19 protein-coding genes are annotated in these 21,321 nt (G+C 61.5%); 3 read left to right on the top strand and 16 right to left on the bottom strand.

Features of this window, described 5'->3' with window-relative positions; translation table 11 throughout:
* Nucleotides 1-24: 24 nt before the first annotated feature.
* The 10 genes from CKO25_RS17330 to CKO25_RS17285 form a co-directional block, all read right to left on the bottom strand.
* Entirely contained in the window at nt 25-1,506 is a 1,482-nt protein-coding gene (locus CKO25_RS17330; RefSeq protein ID WP_200389206.1) for a GAF domain-containing protein, read from the bottom strand.
* Between the two features lie 286 nt (nt 1,507-1,792).
* A complete protein-coding gene (locus CKO25_RS17325; RefSeq protein ID WP_200389205.1) occupies nt 1,793-2,842 on the bottom strand; it encodes a DUF6973 domain-containing protein in 1,050 nt (349 codons plus the stop codon).
* A gap of 117 nt (nt 2,843-2,959) precedes the next feature.
* Nucleotides 2,960-3,328: a sulfur globule family protein gene (locus tag CKO25_RS17320; protein WP_200389204.1), complete on the bottom strand. Its 369-nt coding sequence runs from the start codon at nt 3,326-3,328 to the stop codon at nt 2,960-2,962.
* Between the two features lie 347 nt (nt 3,329-3,675).
* Entirely contained in the window at nt 3,676-4,653 is a 978-nt protein-coding gene (gene soeC / locus CKO25_RS17315) for a sulfite dehydrogenase subunit SoeC (RefSeq protein ID WP_200389203.1), read from the bottom strand.
* Nucleotides 4,654-4,846: 193 nt separating this feature from the next.
* Nucleotides 4,847-5,569 (bottom strand): sulfite dehydrogenase subunit SoeB, encoded by a 723-nt coding sequence (gene soeB / locus CKO25_RS17310; protein ID WP_200389202.1) that lies wholly within the window; start codon nt 5,567-5,569, stop codon nt 4,847-4,849.
* A gap of 102 nt (nt 5,570-5,671) precedes the next feature.
* Complete coding sequence (soeA, locus tag CKO25_RS17305) at nt 5,672-8,575, bottom strand: sulfite dehydrogenase subunit SoeA (protein WP_200389201.1); 2,904 nt, start codon at nt 8,573-8,575, stop codon at nt 5,672-5,674.
* Between the two features lie 264 nt (nt 8,576-8,839).
* Nucleotides 8,840-9,115, bottom strand: a complete 276-nt coding sequence (locus CKO25_RS17300; RefSeq protein WP_200389200.1) for a hypothetical protein — start codon at nt 9,113-9,115, stop codon at nt 8,840-8,842.
* Between the two features lie 311 nt (nt 9,116-9,426).
* Nucleotides 9,427-10,512, bottom strand: coding sequence for a homoserine O-succinyltransferase MetA (gene metA, locus CKO25_RS17295; RefSeq protein ID WP_200389199.1), 1,086 nt, complete (start codon nt 10,510-10,512; stop codon nt 9,427-9,429).
* 170 nt (nt 10,513-10,682) lie between these two features.
* Entirely contained in the window at nt 10,683-11,555 is an 873-nt protein-coding gene (locus CKO25_RS17290) for an ATPase (RefSeq protein WP_200389198.1), read from the bottom strand.
* A gap of 111 nt (nt 11,556-11,666) precedes the next feature.
* Nucleotides 11,667-13,589: an ATP-binding cassette domain-containing protein gene (locus CKO25_RS17285; protein WP_200389197.1), complete on the bottom strand. Its 1,923-nt coding sequence runs from the start codon at nt 13,587-13,589 to the stop codon at nt 11,667-11,669.
* Nucleotides 13,590-14,036: 447 nt separating this feature from the next.
* Between CKO25_RS17285 and CKO25_RS17280 the strand changes: the two genes are divergently transcribed.
* Together CKO25_RS17280 and CKO25_RS17275 are read left to right on the top strand one after the other, a co-directional pair.
* Nucleotides 14,037-14,744, top strand: a complete 708-nt coding sequence (locus CKO25_RS17280; protein ID WP_200389196.1) for a Crp/Fnr family transcriptional regulator — start codon at nt 14,037-14,039, stop codon at nt 14,742-14,744.
* Between the two features lie 249 nt (nt 14,745-14,993).
* Complete coding sequence (locus CKO25_RS17275) at nt 14,994-15,383, top strand: NifB/NifX family molybdenum-iron cluster-binding protein (protein WP_200389235.1); 390 nt, start codon at nt 14,994-14,996, stop codon at nt 15,381-15,383.
* A 233-nt stretch (nt 15,384-15,616) separates the two neighbouring features.
* On the opposite strand, the gene CKO25_RS17270 is transcribed toward CKO25_RS17275, so the two are convergent.
* The gene (locus tag CKO25_RS17270) at nt 15,617-16,033 is read right to left on the bottom strand and encodes a hypothetical protein (RefSeq protein WP_200389195.1); all 417 of its coding nucleotides are present in this window, start codon (nt 16,031-16,033) and stop codon (nt 15,617-15,619) included.
* A gap of 1,262 nt (nt 16,034-17,295) precedes the next feature.
* On the opposite strand from CKO25_RS17270, the gene CKO25_RS17265 reads away from it, so the two are divergent.
* A complete protein-coding gene (locus CKO25_RS17265) occupies nt 17,296-17,865 on the top strand; it encodes a Uma2 family endonuclease (protein ID WP_338115162.1) in 570 nt (189 codons plus the stop codon).
* Nucleotides 17,866-17,891: 26 nt separating this feature from the next.
* Here CKO25_RS17265 and CKO25_RS17260 read toward each other — a convergent pair whose 3' ends face one another.
* Genes CKO25_RS17260 through CKO25_RS17240 form a run of 5 tightly spaced genes read right to left on the bottom strand, consistent with a single transcriptional unit; the run spans nt 17,892 to nt 21,228 of the window.
* Nucleotides 17,892-18,881, bottom strand: coding sequence for an ATP-binding protein (locus CKO25_RS17260; RefSeq protein WP_200389194.1), 990 nt, complete (start codon nt 18,879-18,881; stop codon nt 17,892-17,894).
* On the bottom strand, nt 18,854-19,216 hold the full coding sequence (locus CKO25_RS17255; protein ID WP_200389193.1) for a hypothetical protein: 363 nt from the start codon (nt 19,214-19,216) through the stop codon (nt 18,854-18,856). Before CKO25_RS17255 ends, CKO25_RS17260 begins: the two co-directional genes overlap by 28 nt.
* A 43-nt stretch (nt 19,217-19,259) precedes the next feature.
* Entirely contained in the window at nt 19,260-20,021 is a 762-nt protein-coding gene (locus tag CKO25_RS17250; RefSeq protein ID WP_200389192.1) for an SDR family oxidoreductase, read from the bottom strand.
* Nucleotides 20,018-20,719 (bottom strand): SDR family NAD(P)-dependent oxidoreductase, encoded by a 702-nt coding sequence (locus CKO25_RS17245; protein ID WP_200389191.1) that lies wholly within the window; start codon nt 20,717-20,719, stop codon nt 20,018-20,020. The genes CKO25_RS17250 and CKO25_RS17245 overlap by 4 nt, the downstream gene beginning before the upstream one ends.
* Complete coding sequence (locus CKO25_RS17240; protein ID WP_242467698.1) at nt 20,716-21,228, bottom strand: 6-pyruvoyl trahydropterin synthase family protein; 513 nt, start codon at nt 21,226-21,228, stop codon at nt 20,716-20,718. Before CKO25_RS17240 ends, CKO25_RS17245 begins: the two co-directional genes overlap by 4 nt.
* Nucleotides 21,229-21,321: the final 93 nt, after the last annotated feature.

Raw genomic sequence — 21,321 nt, 5'->3', positions numbered from 1 at the left:
ACAATGCCATGTCGTCCGATTGAACTAGATCCAGGCACTCAACTGGTCACGCAGCTGTCGCGCGACGAACAAATCCTGATCCGACCAGCCGCGGGAGAAGCCACGACGGACCTGCACCCAGCGCTCGAAGGATTTTCGCGGCGAGATCCGCACCCCCTCGCCACTGGCCTCCATCGGTTTTTCGGGGTTGCCCGCCCAGGCCACCTCACTGACCTCCTCGGGCCGGAAGACATAGAGGTACAGATGGCCGCTCGCCAAACGTTTAGCCCGCATGGAGAGACTGAGCAACCCGCAGAATGGGAACGGTTCCGGCACCTTGTCCCAGGCTCCGGCGAGGTGATCCGTGCAGTAGAGCGTGTCGCTCATCTCCCGGCGGCACCACTGGTGCAAGTCCCTGAGCATCTCGGCTGGGAGGGCATCGGGACCGAGCGGCGCGAGCTCATCGCCGATCGCTACGGCACCGCCACTCACGCCGAGCAATCGCGACAGGACCTGGAACTGGCTCGCGAGACTGTCGGCGATGGCAACGCCCTGTGCCAACTGTGCCCGCACCGGCTCGAGCTGCGTGCTGAGAGTCTCCAGCAGGCTGCGCTCGATGGAGCGCCGATGGCTCAGCAGCGCCTCGACATAGGCATCGACCAGGGCCTTGCAGCGTTGCCGCGCCTGGAGCGGAATCCGCCGCGGCTCCGGGTTATGGCAGGCGACCAGTCCCCAGAGCCTGCCCTCCACCATGACCGAGGTGGAGAATGAGGAGCCCACATTCATATTCGACAGATACTCCACATGCATCGGCGAGACCGAGCGCAGGTCCGACCAGGTGAGATCGAGCGCGGTTCCTTCGCCCTGTTGCGCCAATATCGGCACGGGCGTGGCGGTGACGTCCGGAATATGCCGGTAGGGCGTCTGGGCATAGAGTTTGCGGGCAATCGCCGGGATATCAGTGGCCGGAAAGCGCAGGCTCAGATAGGTTCCGGCCGAGCGGCGGACGCGCTCGGCCAGCACCTCCCCCGACCAGTCGGGGGTGAACTGATAGAGCATCACCCGATCGTAACCGGTCATGCCGCTGATGGCTTCCACCAGGCTCTGTTGCACCTGCTCCAATTCGCTGCTGTTCAGCGGCGCCGACCAAGAGGCGAGCTGAAAGTCTTCGGGATTCGTCTCGAGGTCGAGCGCGGTTTCGAACTCCAGCAGCCAGCCATCGCTGGTCGGGGAGATCAGCACATCCAGCTCCCCGAAGCCCAAATCGAGCGCCCGCGGCCAATGGGCCCGTTTACCGGCACCTTTCGGCAGCACTCCCAGGTCGGGCAGAAACATCTCCAGCCAGTCACGCCCATCGGCGCCGAGCAGCTCCGCGGGATCCTCGCCGAGCAGCTCGGCGCTGTTCGCGCTGACGTAGCGGAAGGTCATGTCTTGCTTGGCGAGAAACAACAACACGCCAAAGCCCTGGCTGTGACCCGAATGGGCCAGCTGCTCATGTTCGCAGTCGGCGATGGTGACCATGCTCATCGTGATTGATCCAATCTGTTGCGGGAGTTCAACCGTCGTTCCAGGCCCGACACCAAAGCCATCATGCGAGCATAAGCCTCACCGCATGATGACTCAAGCAATTGATCAAAATGATGATTCCTTCATGCAGCCCGGCGACTTGAAGGGCGCGTGCCAGCACCATCGCGCGCACTCCTCAGGTGCAACGACTGACGAGGGCGCCTCGCCAACCGCAGGCCGCTGCGACCGAGCAAGGCGACAGAAGCTGCGATCTCAGACCAAACCAGCAGTCGCCCCGAGAGCGTGCTTACCGTAATAACCGGTCCGCGCCAAAGTGCGCGACCTCATCGGGATGGCGAATGATCTCGGGATCCTCTCGCACACGCATCGGCAGCGACCCGAACGGGATCTGAGCCGCCGCGAAGTGACGCCCGACCGCGTTGTTGTGGAAATCCATGGTACGTTCGTCCGGCGTGTTTCCAGGACGCATTTCCTGCGCGTCCGTGACCAGAATGGCGAAGTCCGGGCCGAAGGTCTGTGTCAGCGAATAGCTCCATGCGACGTGTCGCAGCGCATCCCGTAGCCAGACATCGTTGGGCTCGTGCCGTTTGGCCAGCGCGCGGGCTTGGTCCGTCAGGACGAGGATCACAGGTGCGCGCAAGGGGTAGAGTGACACGATCTCGATCTGTTCAGGGACGAGCGCGAGCCCTTTGGATTCCGAGATGTCCCGGATATCAGACTCTCGAAAACGCAGCCGGAACCCCTCACCCACGGGCTCGCTGTAGAGGTGGGCCACCATCTCGTCCTCGTCGATCCGCAGTGTGACGTCGCCACTGAATCGAACATCGCCCAATGCCTTGTTCTCGAAAAAGAGTTCCTTGAGCTTGTGCCGAAACACCTCCGCGGTCTGCCCGGGATCCGCGAGCGGAAGACCGGTGACCCTGAGTTCGGCGTTGGTAAATCGATCAAAGGGGAGATCCGGCAATGGATTGGGCTCGATGAACTGCAGTGCCATCCCGGACACCTGGACATCACCCCGGCGCTCCAGCAGGCGCGTGAGTTGTAGATCGAGGCGCGAGATCTCGACCTCGAGGGACCATGTGCGTTGGTCCCGGTGAGTGAGATCGATGCGAACGGCAAGGTCATGCAGTTCAATCGCGGTCAGCCAGGGAGAGATCTGAATCGAGGACACCAAAAGATCATCGATCCCGACACCCGCCTGCTCCAAACGGGCCTGCACCACCGGCACGGCGCGCTCGATCAGTGATGGGGCCAGCATTGAGGCACCACCCCAGAGCGAGCCCCAGAGGGTCATCAGGAGCAGGACCGAAGTGAACAAAATCCGGGAAAACGTCATCAAGATCGACTGCACCACCAGTTTCATGTTGAGTGCAAGAACGGAAAAAGCCAGGACAATGCCTGGCTTTTTCAGGGTTGGCGCACCTCGGGTGCGCCGTGCTTGCGGGCTGTGACGTTACTTGGCTTCTGGCTGAGCCGGAGCCGCGGGCATCACTGGGGCAACCGGGGCGCCATAGGGGAAGGCGTAAGGATAGCCACCACCGTAGTAGGGAGCACCGTACCCATAAGGACCGTAGCCGCCGTAGTAGGGGTTGCCATAGCCGTGGCCACGACCGTATCCGCGGCCGTAGCCACGGCCCGATCCACCACCGCTCATCCCAAAGTTAAAGTTGCCGTAGCCATCGCCGAAGAGATCACCAAGCGTGTCGCCGAAGCCAGAGCCATAACCCGGACCATAACCATAACCCGGACCCCACCACGCGGAGGCGGACGCAGAGGCACCAAGCAGGGCAACAACAGCAGCAGCGGTAGCAAGCTTATTCATCGTATTCTCCTAGTTTGTCTTTTTCGTATTGGCAGCAAGCGTGGGGACAACATCCGTCGCCACAGTTCACATCATATTAGCAAATACTAACATTGTAAACAGTCAATCACGACTGTTGATACGAGAATCATCGGTTAAACCGATCAATCACTGTGGGTGTGCGAGCTGTCCTGCGTCCGCCCGTAAGCATTGGAGCGTGCGCGACACCCCGGATCCATCAAGACGAATAGCCCCTCGGCCGGGATTGCGGATCAAGGCCGCGTCCAGCCCTCACAAGCGTCACACCTTGATTTTCCGCGCGATGAACTGTTTCGCGCCCCAGGCCTCGGCCCGGGGCGGCGCTCGCCTCAGGAGATGGCCTGGTAATACAGGTTTTGTGGATGCTTGGCTTCCGCGAAGAAATACCAGCGTTCGGCGATCAAACCAACGTATTGGATCAGGAAGGCGATGATCGGCAAGGTCGTCGAAGCGATGAGGTAAGCAATCACGATCAACAGAATGGGGACTGGAAAGACGAGCACAAGGAAGACGTTTCGGACCATACGCACCGTCAGTTCACTGCGCCCATGGAAGAATTCGCGGGTATTGAAGCTCCCCCCCATCGCGCCCTGGGCCTTTTGGACAATGGCGTTATGACGAATGCCGATCGCGGTCTGCACCGTGCTCTTGTGCTGCAAACGTGCGTTGCGCATCAGGTGCGCGGCGCGCGAAATGAAACCGGCGATCGTCAGCACAACGGCCCAGGTCCCAAAGAAGGGAACGAGCGGACTGCCGATGTAGGCAGAGTAACCGGCTGCGAGCATGAACCCAGAGGCCAGACCAAGAAGTGTAAAGTTGAACACCGTGAAGGTCGAATGCCATTCCTCGATGAACTTCACACTGGCGTAGATCATGGCTGTAGAGACGAACAACGCGAAGGATGCGATCGTCCCGAGCAGACCGAACATGAGGGTCGCATCCACCTCCAGTGTGGAGCCAATGCTGAACCAAGGGGCGGTCCAATTCATCCAATGTGCCAAGCCATAGATGAAGAGTAATCCCATGAGCGCCGGTAGGATGATGACCTCACGGGACAACCAAGAGGTGCGCCACATGGCCGCCGAGCGCCACGCCCGTTCCGGTCGGCCGAGATGGAAGAACGACGCGCCGAGCCCGACTACCAGCAGGAACAACGCAACAAAGCTGCCCAGACCATAGAAAGGTCCGTCTTGTGCTGGCACGAAACCGGCGATCGCATAGAGCTGCCCGGTGAACATGGCCAGGAACAGGCCCTGACCGGCACCGAGCAGTGTCGTCAAAAAGATCACAGAGAATGCTGGGTGCATGGGAGTGTCCCTATCTTCGATCACAAAATGAGGATTCGCCGAGCCCAAGGCGCTGGGCTCCGCTGCCCAAGATCAGGCTTGGCATGACGCCATGCCGCCTCGAGATCCGACTGCTCAGCGGGCGCGCAAGACCCTTCATTGAGCAGCGCCGTCGAATCCGATACCGCCGGAACCCATCAGAGGATGCGGTTCCCTACCACGCCAGGTCATCAAGAGTCTCTTCGCCCGTGTAGGTCGTGAGATCCTCCTTGCGCAGCGGGTTATCAACACGCGTGAGCTCATCGGGGCTGATATGCATCTGCGTCTTGCGTCGCGGCAGGTAATGATTCGCCGGCTTCGTGCCCCATTCGGGCATCAGTTGATAACCACCGCGCTCACGAATCGCGACCGACACCTCTGAGTCCGGGTCATGGACATCACCGTAAAGACGCGCGTTCGTCGGGCAGGCAAGCACGCAGGCAGGCTGACGGTCACGGTCGGAGAGCGTGGGATCACTGATGCGGTCGATGCAGAGGGTGCACTTCTTCATCACCTTTTGCTGTTCATCGAGCTCGCGCGCACCATAGGGACAGGCCCAAGCGCAGTACTTACAACCGATGCACTTGTCGTAATCGACCAGGACGATCCCGTTGTCAGCGCGCTTGTGCGAGGCCCCCGTCGGGCAGACCGGCACGCAGGGCGGCTCTTCACAGTGCAGACAACTTTTGGGGAAGTGGACGGTTTCCGTGTTCGGGAAGATCCCAACCTCGAAAGTCTGGACGCGGTTGAAAAAGGTTCCCGTCGGGCTCCCATCGTAGGGATTCTCGTCGACCATGGGGCCCGCCCACCCCGAGGTATTCCATTCCTTGCATGAGGTGACGCAGGCATGGCAACCGACACAGACATTCAGGTCGATCACCAAAGCGAGTTGAGTCATGTCTAAATCTCTCCGTTTTCGGGCACGAGTGCGATCGGCGACGGTTGGCGTCACCTCGGGGTCATTGGATCTGAGGTGACACGCTCGGGTCTGGGGCCGGGATTACTTCTTACCGAACACACCCGCCATATAGGCTTGCCATCGACCACGCTGTTTTTCCTGCCCTGGAAGACGCGCCATGGCGTTGAACTGCGGCGAGGTCACCTTTGGCTCATCTGGCCCAGCCTTGTAGACCCGCACTCGCACGTCGAACCATGCCGCCTGCCCTGTCACGGGGTCAGAGTTGGAGAGATGATCACCCGCCTCGCAGGGCGGCAGTTCCTCGGCGATGAGGTGATTCAGCAAAAAGCCTTTCCGCGACTCATCAGCGCGCTGGCCCAGACCCCAGGCACCATTGGCCTTACCGATCGCATTCCAGGTCCACACGGTCCCCGGTTCGACGGCCTCGGAGAAGCGGCACATGCAGCGCACCTTGCTCGTGTGCGACTCGACCCAAATCCAATCGCCATCGGCAAACCCATGCTTCTTGCCGACCAATGGATTGACGAACAGATAGTTATGACTATGGATTTGACGCAGCCACGCATTCTGGCTGTCCCAACTGTGGTACATCGCCATCGGCCGCTGGGTGAGCGCATTCAATGGATAGCGCTCGATATCGACGAGTTGGTCTTCCAACGGCCGGTAGAAGAACGGCAAGGGATCGAAGTAGGTCTCAACGCGCGCGCGCAACCGTTCTGGTGGTTGGCGCCCCGGCCACTTGCCCTGCGCGGCCAAGCGAAATTTCTGCAACACCTCGGAGTAGAGATGGATGGTGATGGGTTCGGCATAGCGAATCATGCCGTGCGCCCGCGCCCAGTGTAGATAGCCTTTGTTCCAGTTGCGCATGTACTGGTAGCTGGGCGGCAGTTCATGATGGAAGACACACCCGTTCTTGGCGTACATCTCCCACTGCTTTGGATTGGGCTCGCCCTTGAGGACCTTATCGCCATCCTTGCCGCGCCAACCGGCTAGGAATCCAATGCCAGAACCAGGCGTCGTCTCGTAGTTGACGATGAAGTCGGGGTAGTCGCGATACTTGGGCTTGCCTTCGCCGTCGACAAAGGCGGGGAGCTTCAGCCGTCCAGCGAGTTCGATCAGGACATCCTGGAAGGGACGCGTCTCACCTTTCGGCGGCAACACCGGAATCCGCACCGCATCGACCGGGCCATCGAACTCGGAGATCGGCCGGTCGAGCATCGACAGGGTATCGTGCCGCTCAAGATAGCTCGTGTCCGGTAAGACGAGGTCGGCGAAGGCCACCGTCTCGGAGGCGAAGCTGTCACAGACCACAATGAAGGGGATCTTGTATTGACCGTCCGCATCCTTGTCCACCAGCATCTTGCGCACTTCGCTGGTATTCATCGACGAGTTCCAGGCCATGTTCGCCATGAACAGGAACAGGGTATCGATCGGATAGGGGTCGCCGCGCCAAGCGTTGGTGATGACATTCTGCATCAAACCATGCGCGGCGAGCGGATACTCCCAGGAAAACGCCTTGTCCAACCGCACCGGCTCACCATCGTCATCGACGAACAGATCCTCGGGCTTCGCCGGCCACCCCAGCGGCATCCCATCGAGTGGGGTGTTGGGCTGCACGGCCTCCGGGCCGTGCGGCGGCTTGGCGCAGGGCGGAATCGGTCGGGGGAAGGGGGCCTTGTGGCGGAAGCCACCGGGGCGATCAATGGTTCCGAGCAGGGTCATCAGGACGCCCAGCGCTCGAATCGTCTGGAAACCGTTGGAGTGCGCCGCCATGCCACGCATGGCATGAAACGCCACCGGATTCCCCGTCACCGAGGCATGTTCGTTATCCCAGCAGTCGGTCCAGGGGATGGGCAACTCGATTTTCTGATCCCGGGCGGTCACACCCATTTCATGGGCGAGCCGACGGATGGTCTCGGCGGGGATTCCGGTGATCTCGGCCGCCCACTCCGGGGTGCAGGACTCGAGCCGTTCCTTCAGGAGCTGAAACGCGGGCTTGACCGCAATCCCCCCATCCAAATCGAGCACGTATTGGCCCATCAGGCGCGGATCGGCACCCGGCGTGTGGGTGCTGATCGGACCGTCGATATTGCGATCCCACCAGAGCTTGTTTTCCGGGTCGAAACAGCCCTCTTCAACATGCATCTCGGCGCGGTAGAAGAGGCCATGATCCGGGCGTGATGGCTCGTCGATGACAAGTTCGGCGGCATTGGTGTAGCGGATCAGGAAATCCCGGTCGAACAGCCCCTGTTTGAGGATCTCGTGCGAGATGGCCATCAGGAGCGCCCCGTCCGTGCCAGGCTTGATCGGCACCCATTCGTCGGCGACCGCGGAGTAGCCCGTGCGGATCGGGTTGACCGAGATGAAGCGCCCACCACGACGTTTGAATTCCGAAATGGCGATCTTCAGCGGGTTGGAGTGATGATCCTCGGCGGTGCCGATCATGACGAAGAGTTTGGCCCGATCCAGATCCGGCCCACCGAATTCCCAGAAGGAACCGCCGATCGTGTAGATCAGACCAGCCGCCATGTTGACGGAACAGAAACCACCGTGGGCGGCATAGTTTGGCGTCCCGTATTGTTTGGCAAAGAGTCCGGTCAGGGCTTGCATCTGATCGCGCCCGGTGAAGAGGGCGAATTTCTTCGGATCTTCCGCACGCAGACGGGCGAGGCGCTCCTCGAGGGTCTTCATGGCCTCTTCCCACGAAATCGCCTCGAAGCCAGAGGTTCCGCGCTCGGCGCCAGCCTGGCGGCGCAATGGCTTCGTCAAGCGTCCGGGGGAGTACTGCTTCATGATCCCGGAACTGCCCTTCGCGCAGATGACCCCCTTGTTTAAAGGGTGATTGGGATTGCCGTCGATGTAGCGGACTTCGCCGTCCCGCATGTGAACCCGGATACCACAGCGGCACGCGCACATATAGCAGGTGGTTTCCTTCACTTCGACTCGCCCGACCGTGCTATCGGAGTGAGCAATGGGATCCTGCATGTGGGGCACCTTTTGGGCGGAAGTAGCTAGACGATAACCGCATTCTAATATTGCGGCTGTCTATGTTCAAACTTGATGGGGATGCGGAAATCACGCCTGGGCAATCGCCCGGGACCGAAACGAAGAAGGCCCGCACCAGGTCACCTACGACCTGGTGCGGGCCCGTCCGGACGTGGCCCTGCCCCTGCAAACTCTCGCGACCGCTCAGCACACCTGGATCGTACCGCGCGGATCCTCGGTCCGTGCCGGTCCCGAGGGAAGGAGCTAGGCGGCCTGGGCCAGGGTCACGGGCAACCACGCCTGCAAGCGCTCGCGCTCCTGTGCCACATCAATGGTGAAGAAGTGACTCAGCACGGCGAGTGCCTCCTCGAGATCCTCGCAAGGCCACTCGTTAGTGATGCTGTGGCACGTCCAGTCCTCGACGTGAAAGCAGCAGTGCCCGCCGCGCGCGGCGCCTTCCGCATCAAAGCGCAGCTTGAAACCGGTGAAGGTTTGCGGGTCCCATTTGTAATGAATCGCGTGATCAGTCTGATCGAACATGTCTTTTCTCAGTGGAATCGGATGCTTGTGTGCCGAAACCCGGGCCTGGGAGATCGGCAGAGCCGCTGCTGAATAGCGCGGAAGGAGACACCGAGGGAGAACCCTGCTTCCTTCACGCAACAACTCGTCGTCTCATGGTTTGTAGTCTAGTATCGAAATACAACAAGTGACAACTGCTTCAGCGCTATTTTTCTGAAAATCGACCTGATTTTTCACTCAACCCATCCCGCGACCGACGCTTACGATGCGCTTGGAGCCAAGCTCATCTGTTGTTTTTTCACAACGATTAACCCTCTCAGGCGTCCCGCCGGCTAATCCGGCAGGCGTGGCCAACTCTGGGCGAGCGGATCGTGCGGGTCGACATGGGGCATGAAGGGCAGTTTCCGCTCGCTGTTCGTCACCTGATAGATGAGCCCCATCCAGTTGCCGATCACACCTTCCGCGCTGTCATGCCAGGTATTGTCGAGCTGTCGCGTCAAATGCTGTTCCGGGAAGGCCGGCCGATCACGCCCCTGATCCATGGCATCGAGGAGTTGCACCCGATGCTCATCGAGGATCGCCAAGGCTTGCGGGCCAAAATAATGCTCAGGGACTGGGGGATAGGTGGCGCGCTCCCCAGCGGCAAAACGATTGACCTCGCGTTTGTACTCCTTCAGCAGCGAAATCATGTCGTACTCGGGATGACCCTGGAGAAAGATCTGCCGAAAGCCGTCGGGGCTGACCGCGAGGTGGACGCCCGCCTCGTCACTCTCCGCGAGCACATGCAACCCCGCGGCTTCGAATTGCGCACGATCGATCTGATTGAAACGCGAATGCGGGACATCGAAGCGCGTGTTCACGGTGCTCACCAAGGGATGATTCCGCTCAACCACCCGATGAACATAGACCCCCCACCGCTTTTGCGACAGAGGCCGACGCCGTTGGCCATAGCGGAACTGCAACACCGCGTGGGTCGCAAGACAGGAGCACAGGGTAGAACAGACCTGTTGATAGGCCCAGTCCACGACCTCGATCAAGGGCTCCCAGAAGGGTTGCGTCGAGAGGTCCGGACCCACGACGTTCGCGCCGGTAATGACCAGGGCATCAAGCCCTTCCTCACGGATCTTTGCGAAGGGCTCGTAATAACGCTCGATGTATTCGCGGCTGATCGCGCTGCGTGGGAGCTCTGCGAGCGTGAAGGGATGGACGTAGAACTGCGCGATCTGATTACTCTGACCGATGAGCCGGAAGAACTGACGCTCCGTCGCCGCGAGCGCCGCATCCGGCATCATGTTTAACAGGCCGATATGTAACTCACGAATGTCTTGCGCCAGGGCCCGATCCGGTTCGAGGATCTGGTGTCCTGCTTCACGAAGACGCGCGAAGGTTGGCAACTCATTGTGGGCGACAAGAGGCATGGCACGAAGTCCTGTGGTCAAGGTCGAGACGGGGTTGTTCAGGTGCGCATCGGTTCGCACCAGCCCCACCACCGGCTCACGTCCAGACCCGGCCCGGACTCCGGATCCGCGCGGCAAGCCGAGCGGGAGTGGGAACCATGCGCCTCACGAACGCGGTGCGTGAACACCGCTCATTGCAGCTCACCGGCCACTGAGGGTGCATCGGATCGGGCGATCGCCGACTCGATCAACTGCAGAAAATCCTGCTCATCGCGGACTTTCGCTGCGTCCTCCGACGAGACGGTGTAGCCATGAGGTCGGGCGATCGCCTCATAACGAGGCACCCGGGAGTGGAACAACCGCGGAAAGACCCAGCGCGTGAAGTCGTCGGGTTCGATCTCGGCCACATAGCTCAAACCTTGCACCGAGAGATAGTCCTTCACCGCGGCGCGCAGAAAATCGGGGCGATAATACAACGGTTTCGGATCGGCCTGGGCACGTTGAATCAGCTTGATCTCATCGGCCGGCGGAACCTGGATATAGAGAATCAAGCTGTGTCGGGCAAGCAGGTCGATGACCCGTGGTTCGTCGAGTTCGCATAGACTGCCGCCCACATCGTTCACCAGATGAGGATAGCTGTAGATCTCCTGCGCCTTGCGCACGAAATCCGGCACGTCATGCATCGCCGAGATCTCGGCATCCCGATACAAGGCTTGGCGGCGACTGAACTCCGCAAACGGCAGGCCACCTTGCTCGGGATTGCCGAGTTTGCCGACGAAACTCAGGACCGGGCCTAGATCCGTGACCTTGATGTTGTTGCGGATCGCAATCCAATCGCGGCGCAGCAGGTCGCGCAGGAAGGGATCGCGCATCGCATGCGCCTTGATCAGATCGAGGATGTGCTCGTTCAGATACCGCGTCCCAATGCGGTAGTCGCCCGAGTAATGAAACCAGTCGTGCTGGCGCAGCATCTCGGAGAGATAGGTCTTGCCGACCCCCGACATTCCGAGCAGCGTGATGCACTTGTTCCGCCAACCGCGAAACCCCTCGACATCGAACTTCATGAGAGCCGTCCTGAATCGATCATACCGTCCGATCCGTCGCGGGGACCGTCACCCCGCACCCGAACCCGCGAATCGCCGCGCGCTGCAGCCGCGCGATTGGCGTGGCCAGCCTCACCCGCTGCCCCGCGCCTCCAAGTCCTCCCAACGCGCGTAAACCGTCTCGAGCTCGGCTTCGAGCGTCTGCAATTGCAGGCGCATCGCGGCCACGGCATCACCACCGGCTTGATAGAAGGCCGGATCGGCAAGTTGCGCATGGCATTCGGCCTGCTTGCGCTCCAACATCTCGATGCGTGCGGGCAATTCAGTCAGCTCGCGTGTCTCCTTGAAGCTCAAACGTGCCGCCGTTGGTGTCGACTTGGTCGCCCGCGCGGTCCGCGCATGGGTCGGCGCGGCCTGGGCCGTTGGCTCCCGCGCGACGCTGAACTCACCGGCGTCACGACGCTCGCGTTGCGAGACCCAATCCTCGTAACCCCCAACATACTCACGCACCCGCCCAGCGCCCTCGAACACCAGGGTGCTGGTGACGACATGGTCGAGCAGCGCGCGATCGTGCGAAACCAGCAACAGCGTGCCCTGATATGCAACCAGCAGCTCCTCCAGCAACTCCAGCGTCTCCGCATCGAGGTCGTTGGTCGGCTCGTCGAGCACTAACAGATTGGCCTGGCGCGTGAAGAGCTTCGCCAACAGCAGCCGGTTGCGCTCCCCGCCCGAGAGCGCCTTGACGGGCTGACGGGCGCGCTCGGGCGTGAAGAGAAAATCCTTGAGGTAAGAGAGCACATGGCGACGCGCACCATCGATCTCGATCTGATCGCTGCCTTCCGCAACATTGTCCTGCACACTGCGTTCCAGGTCGAGCTTGGCACGCAATTGGTCAAAATAGGCGACCTGCAGATTGGTCCCGCGCCGGATCCGCCCGCTCTGGGGTTCGAGGTCCCCGAGCAGCAGTTTTAGCAAGGTGCTCTTACCCGCGCCGTTCGGACCAATGATCCCGATCTTATCCCCGCGCAGGATCAGGGTGCTGAAGTCCTGAATCACCGGCGTCTCACCCCAGGCATAGGCGATGTCCTCGGCCTCGGCCACGAGTTTCCCTGAACGCTCCGCCTCACTCAGACGCAGCCGCGCCGTACCCTGCTGTTCCCGGCGCGCCAAGCGCTCGCGCCGCATCGACTCCAACGCGCGCACCCGCCCTTCATTCCGAGTCCGCCGTGCCTTGATGCCCTGGCGAATCCACACTTCCTCCTCGGCCAGCTTGCGGTCGAACTGGGCCGCGGCCTGCGCCTCGGCATGCAGGCGCTCCTCGCGGCGACGCAGGTAGTTCGCATAATCGCCAGGCCAGTCGGTGATGCGTCCACGATCGAGTTCAAGAATGCGGGTGGCGACCCGCTGCAGAAAACGTCGATCGTGGGTCACGAAGAGCAGCGAACCGGGAAAATCAACGAGGAATCCCTCCAACCAGGTGATGGCATCGATGTCGAGATGGTTGGTCGGTTCGTCGAGTAAGAGCAGATCCGGCTCGATCACCAGCGCGCGCGCCAACAAGACCCGCCGCTGCAGCCCCCCGGAGAGCGCATCGAAGCGCGCTTCGGCGTCCAGGCCGAGCCGGGAGATCACCCGCTCGGTCCGTTGCTCGATCTCCCAGCCCCCCGCATCCTCCAATTGCTGCTGGACCTGAGCCAACCGCGCCAGGGCCTCGGCGCTGGGCTCGGCCCCCAGACCATGCGACAGCTTGAAATAGTCGTTTAGTAAAAGACCCTGCTCACCAAGACCGCTGGCAACGACCTCAAAGACCGATCCCTCCTCCCCACGTGGGATCTCTTGCGTCAAGCGCGCCACGCGCGTGCCCGCGCCCACCCGCACCTGACCCGCATCGGCCTGGAGCGCTCCCGCGATGATCCGCAGCAGGGTCGATTTCCCAGCGCCATTGCGACCGATGAGACAGATCCGCTCACCGCGATCGATCGTGAATGAGACATTCTCCAGTAAGGGCGGTAAGCCATAGGAGAGGGCAATGGAGTCAAGCGTGAGCAAGGGCATCGGACCACCTGGTCGAAAAACAGTAACGCCGGCGGTGCCCCCGCGCGGCTCGCACCCGATCGTGAGCACTCCGTTATACCTGATCGCGACAGATTTTTCGCCGCGGGCTCACCCAACGCCAGGGCCAAGGTCCATCACACCGCACCGCGACATCCGACCGACGATCCATGGCAGCGCCGAGCACAGGGCATCGCTCCGCCCCCTTGCCAGGCAACTATCAGCCCAGAACCCGCCAGCGCATCCAACACTGCCCGGCCCTCTCCAACCAGTACCGTCGCGCCATGCAGGTTCGCTGAGGGCAGCGGACCGGCATCGTCTACTGAGGCAAAGCGGAATCGGCTACACTGGAGCAGGCGTCGAACAGTGGTGACTGTCTGATTCGAGGCTGATTCGAGGCAGAGTCGTCAAACGCGGATGCCCATCCCATCACGAGATCTCAACGAGCCCATGGTCAAGAGTGTGACGCTGCGAGAAGCCTGGTCGGGTGAAGCGGATTGTCTGAACTGTTCATTGCGGACCTCGGTGCTCTTCGCGGGCTTGAGTGAAGCGGATTTTCAGCACATCCATGACCCCATCGATCAATTCAACCTGAAACCCGGCACGCATCTCTATCATGTCGGGGACGCGGCCGAACACATGTTCACGGTCCGCTCCGGGATCTTGAAACTCGTGCAATACCTCCCGGACGGGAGCCAACGCATCGTGCGCATCGTGCGCACCACGGATGTGCTGGGCCTTGAGGCCATGCTGGAAGGCATGGGCTATCAGCATGCCGCGATCGCCCTGCACGCGAGCGAGATCTGTCGCTTTCCGGCCCGCATCGTGCGCGAACTCGCGGCCAGTAATCCAGAACTTCACCGTGAACTGATCGCGCGCTGGCAGCGTGCGCTGAATGAGGCGGATGCCTGGCTGACCGAACTCTCCACCGGATCGGCGCGTCAGCGCATCGCCCGGCTCTTGCTGCGGTTGGTCGACGGCGAGCGAGATCAGTGCCAGTTGTTCAGCCGCGAGGACGTGGGCGCCATGCTCGGGATCACGACCGAAACCGCGAGCCGCACGATCGCCGAGTTCAAACGCCAGGGCCTGATGCGAGAGGCCAGCACCAATCAGTTCACTCTCGACGTTCCGAATCTGAAGCGGATCGCCGAGGAGTGAAGCCACCTCGGGGATCATGAGCAGGCCGCGATCAGGATCCAAATCCAAGCGAACCCTTGACTGATTTCAATGCTGAAGCCGACGCATTGAGTCAGGCTTATGCAGCCTGCCCGACACTCGGCGCCCGCTCCGGATCATCTGGGTCTATGCCTCGCGCCATGCGGAGCATGGCACCCTTCATCTGCCAAGAGATTCTGATATCCCATGTCCAGCAATCAGATATTCGCCGTCTTGAATACCTCGAAATCCATGCGCGTCGCTGTCACCAGCCAGAACTTCAAAACCATCACGGGCCATGCCGGAAAGACCAGACGTTTCATGATTTTCGAAGCCGACACGAGCGGTCGCACGGTCGAGGTCGAACGGCTCGATCTCCCGGCGAACATGTCGCTGCATGATTACCACGGCGAGGATCATCCACTCTTTTCGATGCGTCTGAACGCCATCATCACCCAAGGCGCCGGTCAGGGTTTCGTGCAGCGCATGGCGCGTCACGGGATTCAGGTCCATGCCACCAGCGCGGTCGATCCGCATGAGGCCGTCGGCGTGCTGCTCGCGGGTCAGCCCCTGCCGGCCGCGGCGCCACACAGCCACGACCACGACCATCACACCACTGCCGGCACCCATCATCACGACTAATTGAGCGGCCTTGACGTTGCTGCTCCAGTGGGCGTCGCGCGCATTCGGGAGCCACCCCGCTGGGTGGCTGTGATCTTGACGGCACCGGGCATATGGACTTGCCCAACGGCACAAGAGTCGGCCCCCCGCCTCGCTCAGGTGAGGTTCGACCCGCGGGTGCCCTTGGCACGGCCACCCTGTGGCGGTGCGCCCCGAGCGTCCCACGGATCTGCGGATCAGATCCGCTTCTCAGGTTATCTCAGGGTCCGCGGCCAGGACACGCCGTCCCGGGTCCGACCGGTGCGCTCCATCCGCATCCGCAGACGCTGTTGTTGTTGCGCCGCGTCCATCTCCATCAAGCGTCCTTGAATGCGTGCCGCTTCACCCGGTGCGCCGCGGGTGCGCTCCTGCCGGCGAGACATCTGTAAGTCGCGCTCCTGATCCTGCAAGAGCTGTCGGTAGCGGATCGCCTCCTGCCACTCCAATGACTGTTGCCGCATCCTGGTTTCGGGCGAGCGCGATTCGCCGGCCTCGCGCTGATCGCCTTCCAGTCGCAACCAACCCGCGGCGGCGTTGCGGGCGGCCTGTGCCTCGGCGCGCCCCGCCGCCGGGTCGGCGCCAACGCGCACTGCAGCCGTGAGTGAGAGGAGCAGAGCCAGGGCAGTCGCCAATCGTCGACCATATCGCACTCGATTGGTGCGAATTGGGCCGAGGTCGCGAGAAAGCCGTGCATCCGGAACAGCCGGGGCTATCCCAACAGCCGATTCGTATTTCACAACATATTGATTGACTGATTGAAATCGCGTCGAGAAAAGTTGGCACTAGACCTGCATAGTACTCTAGTAAGAAACGAAACCTCATGTCCCTCGGCTTCGTTCTCTGACCTCCTCAGTGGTGATTCGCCCCGCGACAGCGGGGTTTTTTTTATCTCTACTAATACGACTATTATCGTGCAAATTTTGCACGTTTCGGAGGAAAACGACGATTTCGTAGACTAACGGTATCCCGAGGCAAAGAAATATCGTGTCAGAACCATCTGGAGTGCCTGATGCGTCTGATCGAGCATGCGCAGGTTGCTCCCTGGGAGGGTCGCGAGAGCCATGTGATCTGATTCCTGGAGTCTCGAACCAACCCGCAGACTGATGCCCCTCTCGCACCCGCAACGGTTGCAGCGTACTGCTCGGGCTGGCTTTCCAATCAAGCTTACATGCTCGACTTGGAACGTTCCAATGAAATCCTGGTGCGCTTCAAGATTCGGCCACAGCGTTTCGTCACCGAAGAAAACAGCATCGCCGTCAAACGCTACAAGCTCGGGTGGCGGTCGAAAGCGTGGGCCATGACTCCGACACAGATCGACGCTGTCGACGAGGCGTTTCGGTCCATGATCAAACAAGCCTATCTCGGGCGCTCCAAGTCACTGCATGCGTTACAACGCGACCGGGTCATGTTCCACGTCGCGATCCATTTGGCGCTGCGCGTGGGAGAGCTGGTGACATTGACGTTGGACGATTTTCGTGAAAGTCATGACCGGCAGATGTCGCATTTCGGTGATCTCGGCGTCGTGACCTTCACGGGAAAAAAACTCGGTCACGGGGACTGTGCCGATGCGAGACCCGTCCGTCGAGGCGCTGCTCAGATGGTATCTATCCAACTGCAGACAGAACATCCTGATGGGACGCCGCTGCAGCCGGGATGTGAGCGGGACCTGTACCTTCGAAGGGAAAACCTACGTCACGGCGCGCCTGGTCTTTCCGAGCGAACGTGGTGGTCCCGCCAGTCCGGATATGATGGTCATGCCCTCATGACCGGCCCGTGGCTGATCACGGTAGGTACCGAGCAGGCGATCCCACCAAGACAGTTAGCATCTCGCACTGGACGCGGTTTAAGCTGGATACTGTTCCAAAACCATCACCCACTGACTTGCGAGCAACAGATGATGGAAGCACAACGATTTCTCACCATCGACGACCTGCTGACCTGGCCCGGCGACGAGCGCGTCGAGCTGATCGACGGCGAGATCGTGCAGCGGCCGATGAGTCGTTTCGAGCATGGCCAGGCACAGACCGCGCTGATCGGCCAGGCATTCCCCCTCGTCATGCAACGGCAGCCGGGCGGTTGGTGGATCGTCCCGGAGATCAGTGTCCGTTACAACGAGCACCACTGTCCCAGCCACGACCTGGCCGGATGGCGCAAGGAGCGGCTGCCGGAGCGCCCATCCGGCGTCATGACCCTGCTTCCGGACTGGGTCTGCGAGATCCTCTCCCCCGGCCACGAGCGCAAGGACACGGTCACGCACTTCCTGCGCCTGCAGCGCGCCGGGGTTCCCTTCTATTGGATCGTCTCACCCGAGGACCGGGCGCTGATTGCCTATGCCCTGGATGACGGCGGATACCGTGCCGTGTTCACGGCCGAAGGCCCGGACGAGACGTCGGCAAAGGTCCGTATCCCACCGTTCGAAGCGATCGAGATCGACTTGGGCCTCCTGTTCGGCGACCTGGAATGACGGGCAGCTTCCGCGTCGATCCCGGATCAGTCGGGCGGTTGCTCCAGCAGCCGGGTCCGTGTCGGCGCCGGCATTCCCTCCGCGTAATACATCGCGCTGTACTTGGGCATCTGCTTAATGCGATCGGCAACGAGCTTGACGTGATCCGAGGCGGCGAAGGACTTCGCCATCAGCTTGGCGTCGGCCTCGCTCAACCGCAGCGCCAGATAGTTGGCGATGGCAGTAAACAGCGACGAATCGAAGTCCTTTGCCTCCTGGGAAGCCACCACGAACGCAAGACCGTCCTTGCGGCATTCCTTTTTCACCGCAAGCGGCGGTGATTCCAGTTGGTGCGACAACTTCTCGTCGATGTCCTGATGATACGAAAACACGATTGGCGTAATGCCCTGACGCGCGAGCTGGACGCAGATGTTGATCAGGCACGTCGTCTTGCCCATGCCCGGTAGACCGAGGATCATCAGGTGGGGATTGGCTTGGATGACTGTATGCCAATACAAGGGTGTCTCGCCGGGATCCCGGTATCCGAGCAGAATACGACCATCGCCGGGCTCAGGCGCGTCCGATCCCGAGCAGACCGCTGCTGTGACCGGAATCCCGAACGATTCGGAGGTCTCAACAACAGACTTTGTCGGAGCCTGACTCGCTTCGCGATCAACGGGTCGGCATTCCGTGATCCTTTGAGACCTCTGGTCCGATGGTTGATCGTCCTGTGAATCAGGCGCCGCGGCCTCGGTCTCCGAGGGGTGGTCGGTCTCGATGTCGGCTGAAACGAGCGCAGGGACCGGAGATGACGCGTCGTTTTCCGCAGCGTCCCCCTGCGGAGGCAGCGTTCCAGGCCCAAACAACCACAGATCGCAGCCGCCGAGGGATTCAATACGCGCTGGCAAAGCCGCCGCATGCTCCGGACAGAACACATAGCCGATCCGCTCGATCTCCAGCCGACTCGGCGGATCGGCCTTCTTCTGCACGATCAGATCAATCCGGCGCATCAGCGCCGTAAAGGCATGTTCCGACAACCCGTAGCGCCGCCCCTTTGGAACAGCTCCGGAACATCATCCACCGGGATCAAGATCCCGTCGCTCAGCGGTAGCCAGACCTCGTCGCCGGAGTCGGCGCGGGCGCACTGGCGTTGCACCATCGCCAGCGCAATCATCTGCGGTGTCGTCGTGCCCTCTTCGGCGAGTCGCAGGGCCAGGCGCCCGCTGAGCGCCTTGAGCGCTACGCCATCGACAACGACTGGCTGGTGCCCCACTTCGCGCAGATGCTCTACGATCAGGCGTAGCTCGCGCGCCTGTCCCCGGCCGAGCTGTGGCAGCGCCTGGACGCCATCGATCAGCGCCTCTACCGGCACCGCGAGGGGCGCCCGCAGAAACGATGATCACCCGGCCTTCCGTTTAGCCCAATCCATAGCCCGCATCGACCGTGAGAATGCTCCCCGTGATGCGCCGTGCCTGCGAACTGGCAAGAAAGAGTGCGGCCTGTGCGATGTCATCCGCGCAGATCGGATCACCGCCGAGGCGGTGACGCTGCGCGGCGGTCGCGCGAGCCAGATCCCCAGCGTCGCCCCACATCGGGGATTCCACCACGCCCGGCGCAATGGCGTTGACCCGAATGCCACGGGGCGCCAACGCCATCGCGAGACGCCGGGTCAACATGTCCAGACCCGCTTTGCTCGCCGAATAGCTCCCGGACGTACAGGATTCGAACGGATGCTGGGCACACGCCGAGGTCAGGTTGATGACACAAGGCGCCACGCTCCGCGCCAGCAGGTCCGCGCAGGCTTGGGTGAGCGCGAAGGGAGCGATGAGGTTGACCTCGAGGGTCGCTTGCCAATCCGCGACTGTTTCCTCGAGATCGCCCTGACCGAGGATGACACCCGCATTGTTGATGAGGAGATCGAGACGATCTGCCGTTTCGCTCAGCGCGGCGACCAGCCGCGATCGGAAGGCCGCATCCGTGACGTCGCCAACCAGGACACGCAGCGCCCCGGACTGGCTCGCCTGCTCATGAGTTTGCGCCAACGCGGCCACCTTGCGCGGATCGCGCCCGCAGGTGACGACACGATCACCCGCCGCAAGAAAAGCGGCGACCAACGCGGCACCGATGCCCGAGGTCCCGCCGCTGAGGCACAGGATCCGGGGCGCGTGCGCACTCACCGTTCCCGCTGCCCAAGATTGGCGTGGATGAGGGCGCCGTTCAATACGGGTGAATGCGCGGCAAAGGCCACCGTCTCAGCAATCTCGTCTGGCTCGATCAGACGGTCGAATGCCGAGAGGCTGGTGATGGATGCAAGCCGCTCTGGATCCCCACCGATGAGATCACGAATCTGCTCGGTATCCGTGAAGCCTGGGCAGATCATGCAGGTGTGGATGCCTCGGCCCGCCAGATCCTGGCAGGTCGCGCGCATCATGCCGGCCAGGGCGTGCTTGGCGATCACATAGCTGGCCACCCCAGGCACCGCCTTTTCGACCAGGGTTGACCCAATATAGAGGATGCTCGAGCCCGGCCCCATGCGCGGGATGACGACTTGATTCAAGGCGTTTGCCGCGACCAGGTTCAATTCGAGCACCTCGCGCAAGTCCGCGCTCGGCAGTGCATCGATCGCATCAGGGCGCATGATCGAGGCGTTGTGCACCAAACAGATGCGTTCGACGTCAACGAGTGATGCCGCGAGCCGCGGGGCGAGACGATCCACCTCGCCGGTCCGCGCGAGGTCGCAGGCGAAACTCTCCACGCCGGGTTCCGGACAGGGACGCCGTGAGAGGTTCACCACGCGATGGCCGTCCTGTTGAAACCGCCTCGCGATAGCTCGCCCAATGCCGACGCTCGCGCCGGTGATGATCAACAGATTCATGCGCTGCTCCAAGAAGATACCGCCCATTGCCCCGATCCAGAGGAGACGCCAACCGCGATCTCATGCAGATCGTATTCGGTCAATTCCGGTCGCGCACGCAGACGAGCAAGAAGCAGTTCGGCCAGTTCCTCAATGGTGACATTGCGAATGGGGAGCAGCAACACATCCCGTTCTTGGAAGGTCAGGCGCTCAGCGCCGAACCAGGCGATCACCAAGCCGTCACCCTGTTCGATCCGGAGATACGGCGAGTGCTGTGGGAGCAACAGATGCTCGTCAAGGTCATCGCACAACACCTTGAGGACACGCTTGAGCAGGACATAATCGAACGCCATCCCGTTCGGTCCCACCATCGCGGTGACGCTGCAGCGCACTTGGAAGTTGTGACCGTGGAGGTTCTCCCGGTCGGTGGCCGAGAAGATGGTGAAATGGCCCGCGCTGAAATTCAGATATTCCTTGCTGATTTCGATCCGCGTCGAGGTCTCGGTATCCAACAGCAGCGCCCTCCCCAAGGTTATCTCATGCCGGTTTCCGCTCGGATCGCGACGCGGAGCGAGGCGGTCGCTGCTGCCATGCTCGCACAGTGGAGAGCGAACACCCGATCA

Origin of the sequence: Thiocapsa imhoffii (assembly GCF_016583985.1) — a bacterium.
In the GTDB taxonomy this organism is placed as follows: Bacteria; Pseudomonadota; Gammaproteobacteria; order Chromatiales; family Chromatiaceae; genus Thiocapsa; species Thiocapsa imhoffii.
Note: the sequence above shows the minus strand (reverse complement) of the source record. Positions and strands in the feature narration are given on the sequence as shown.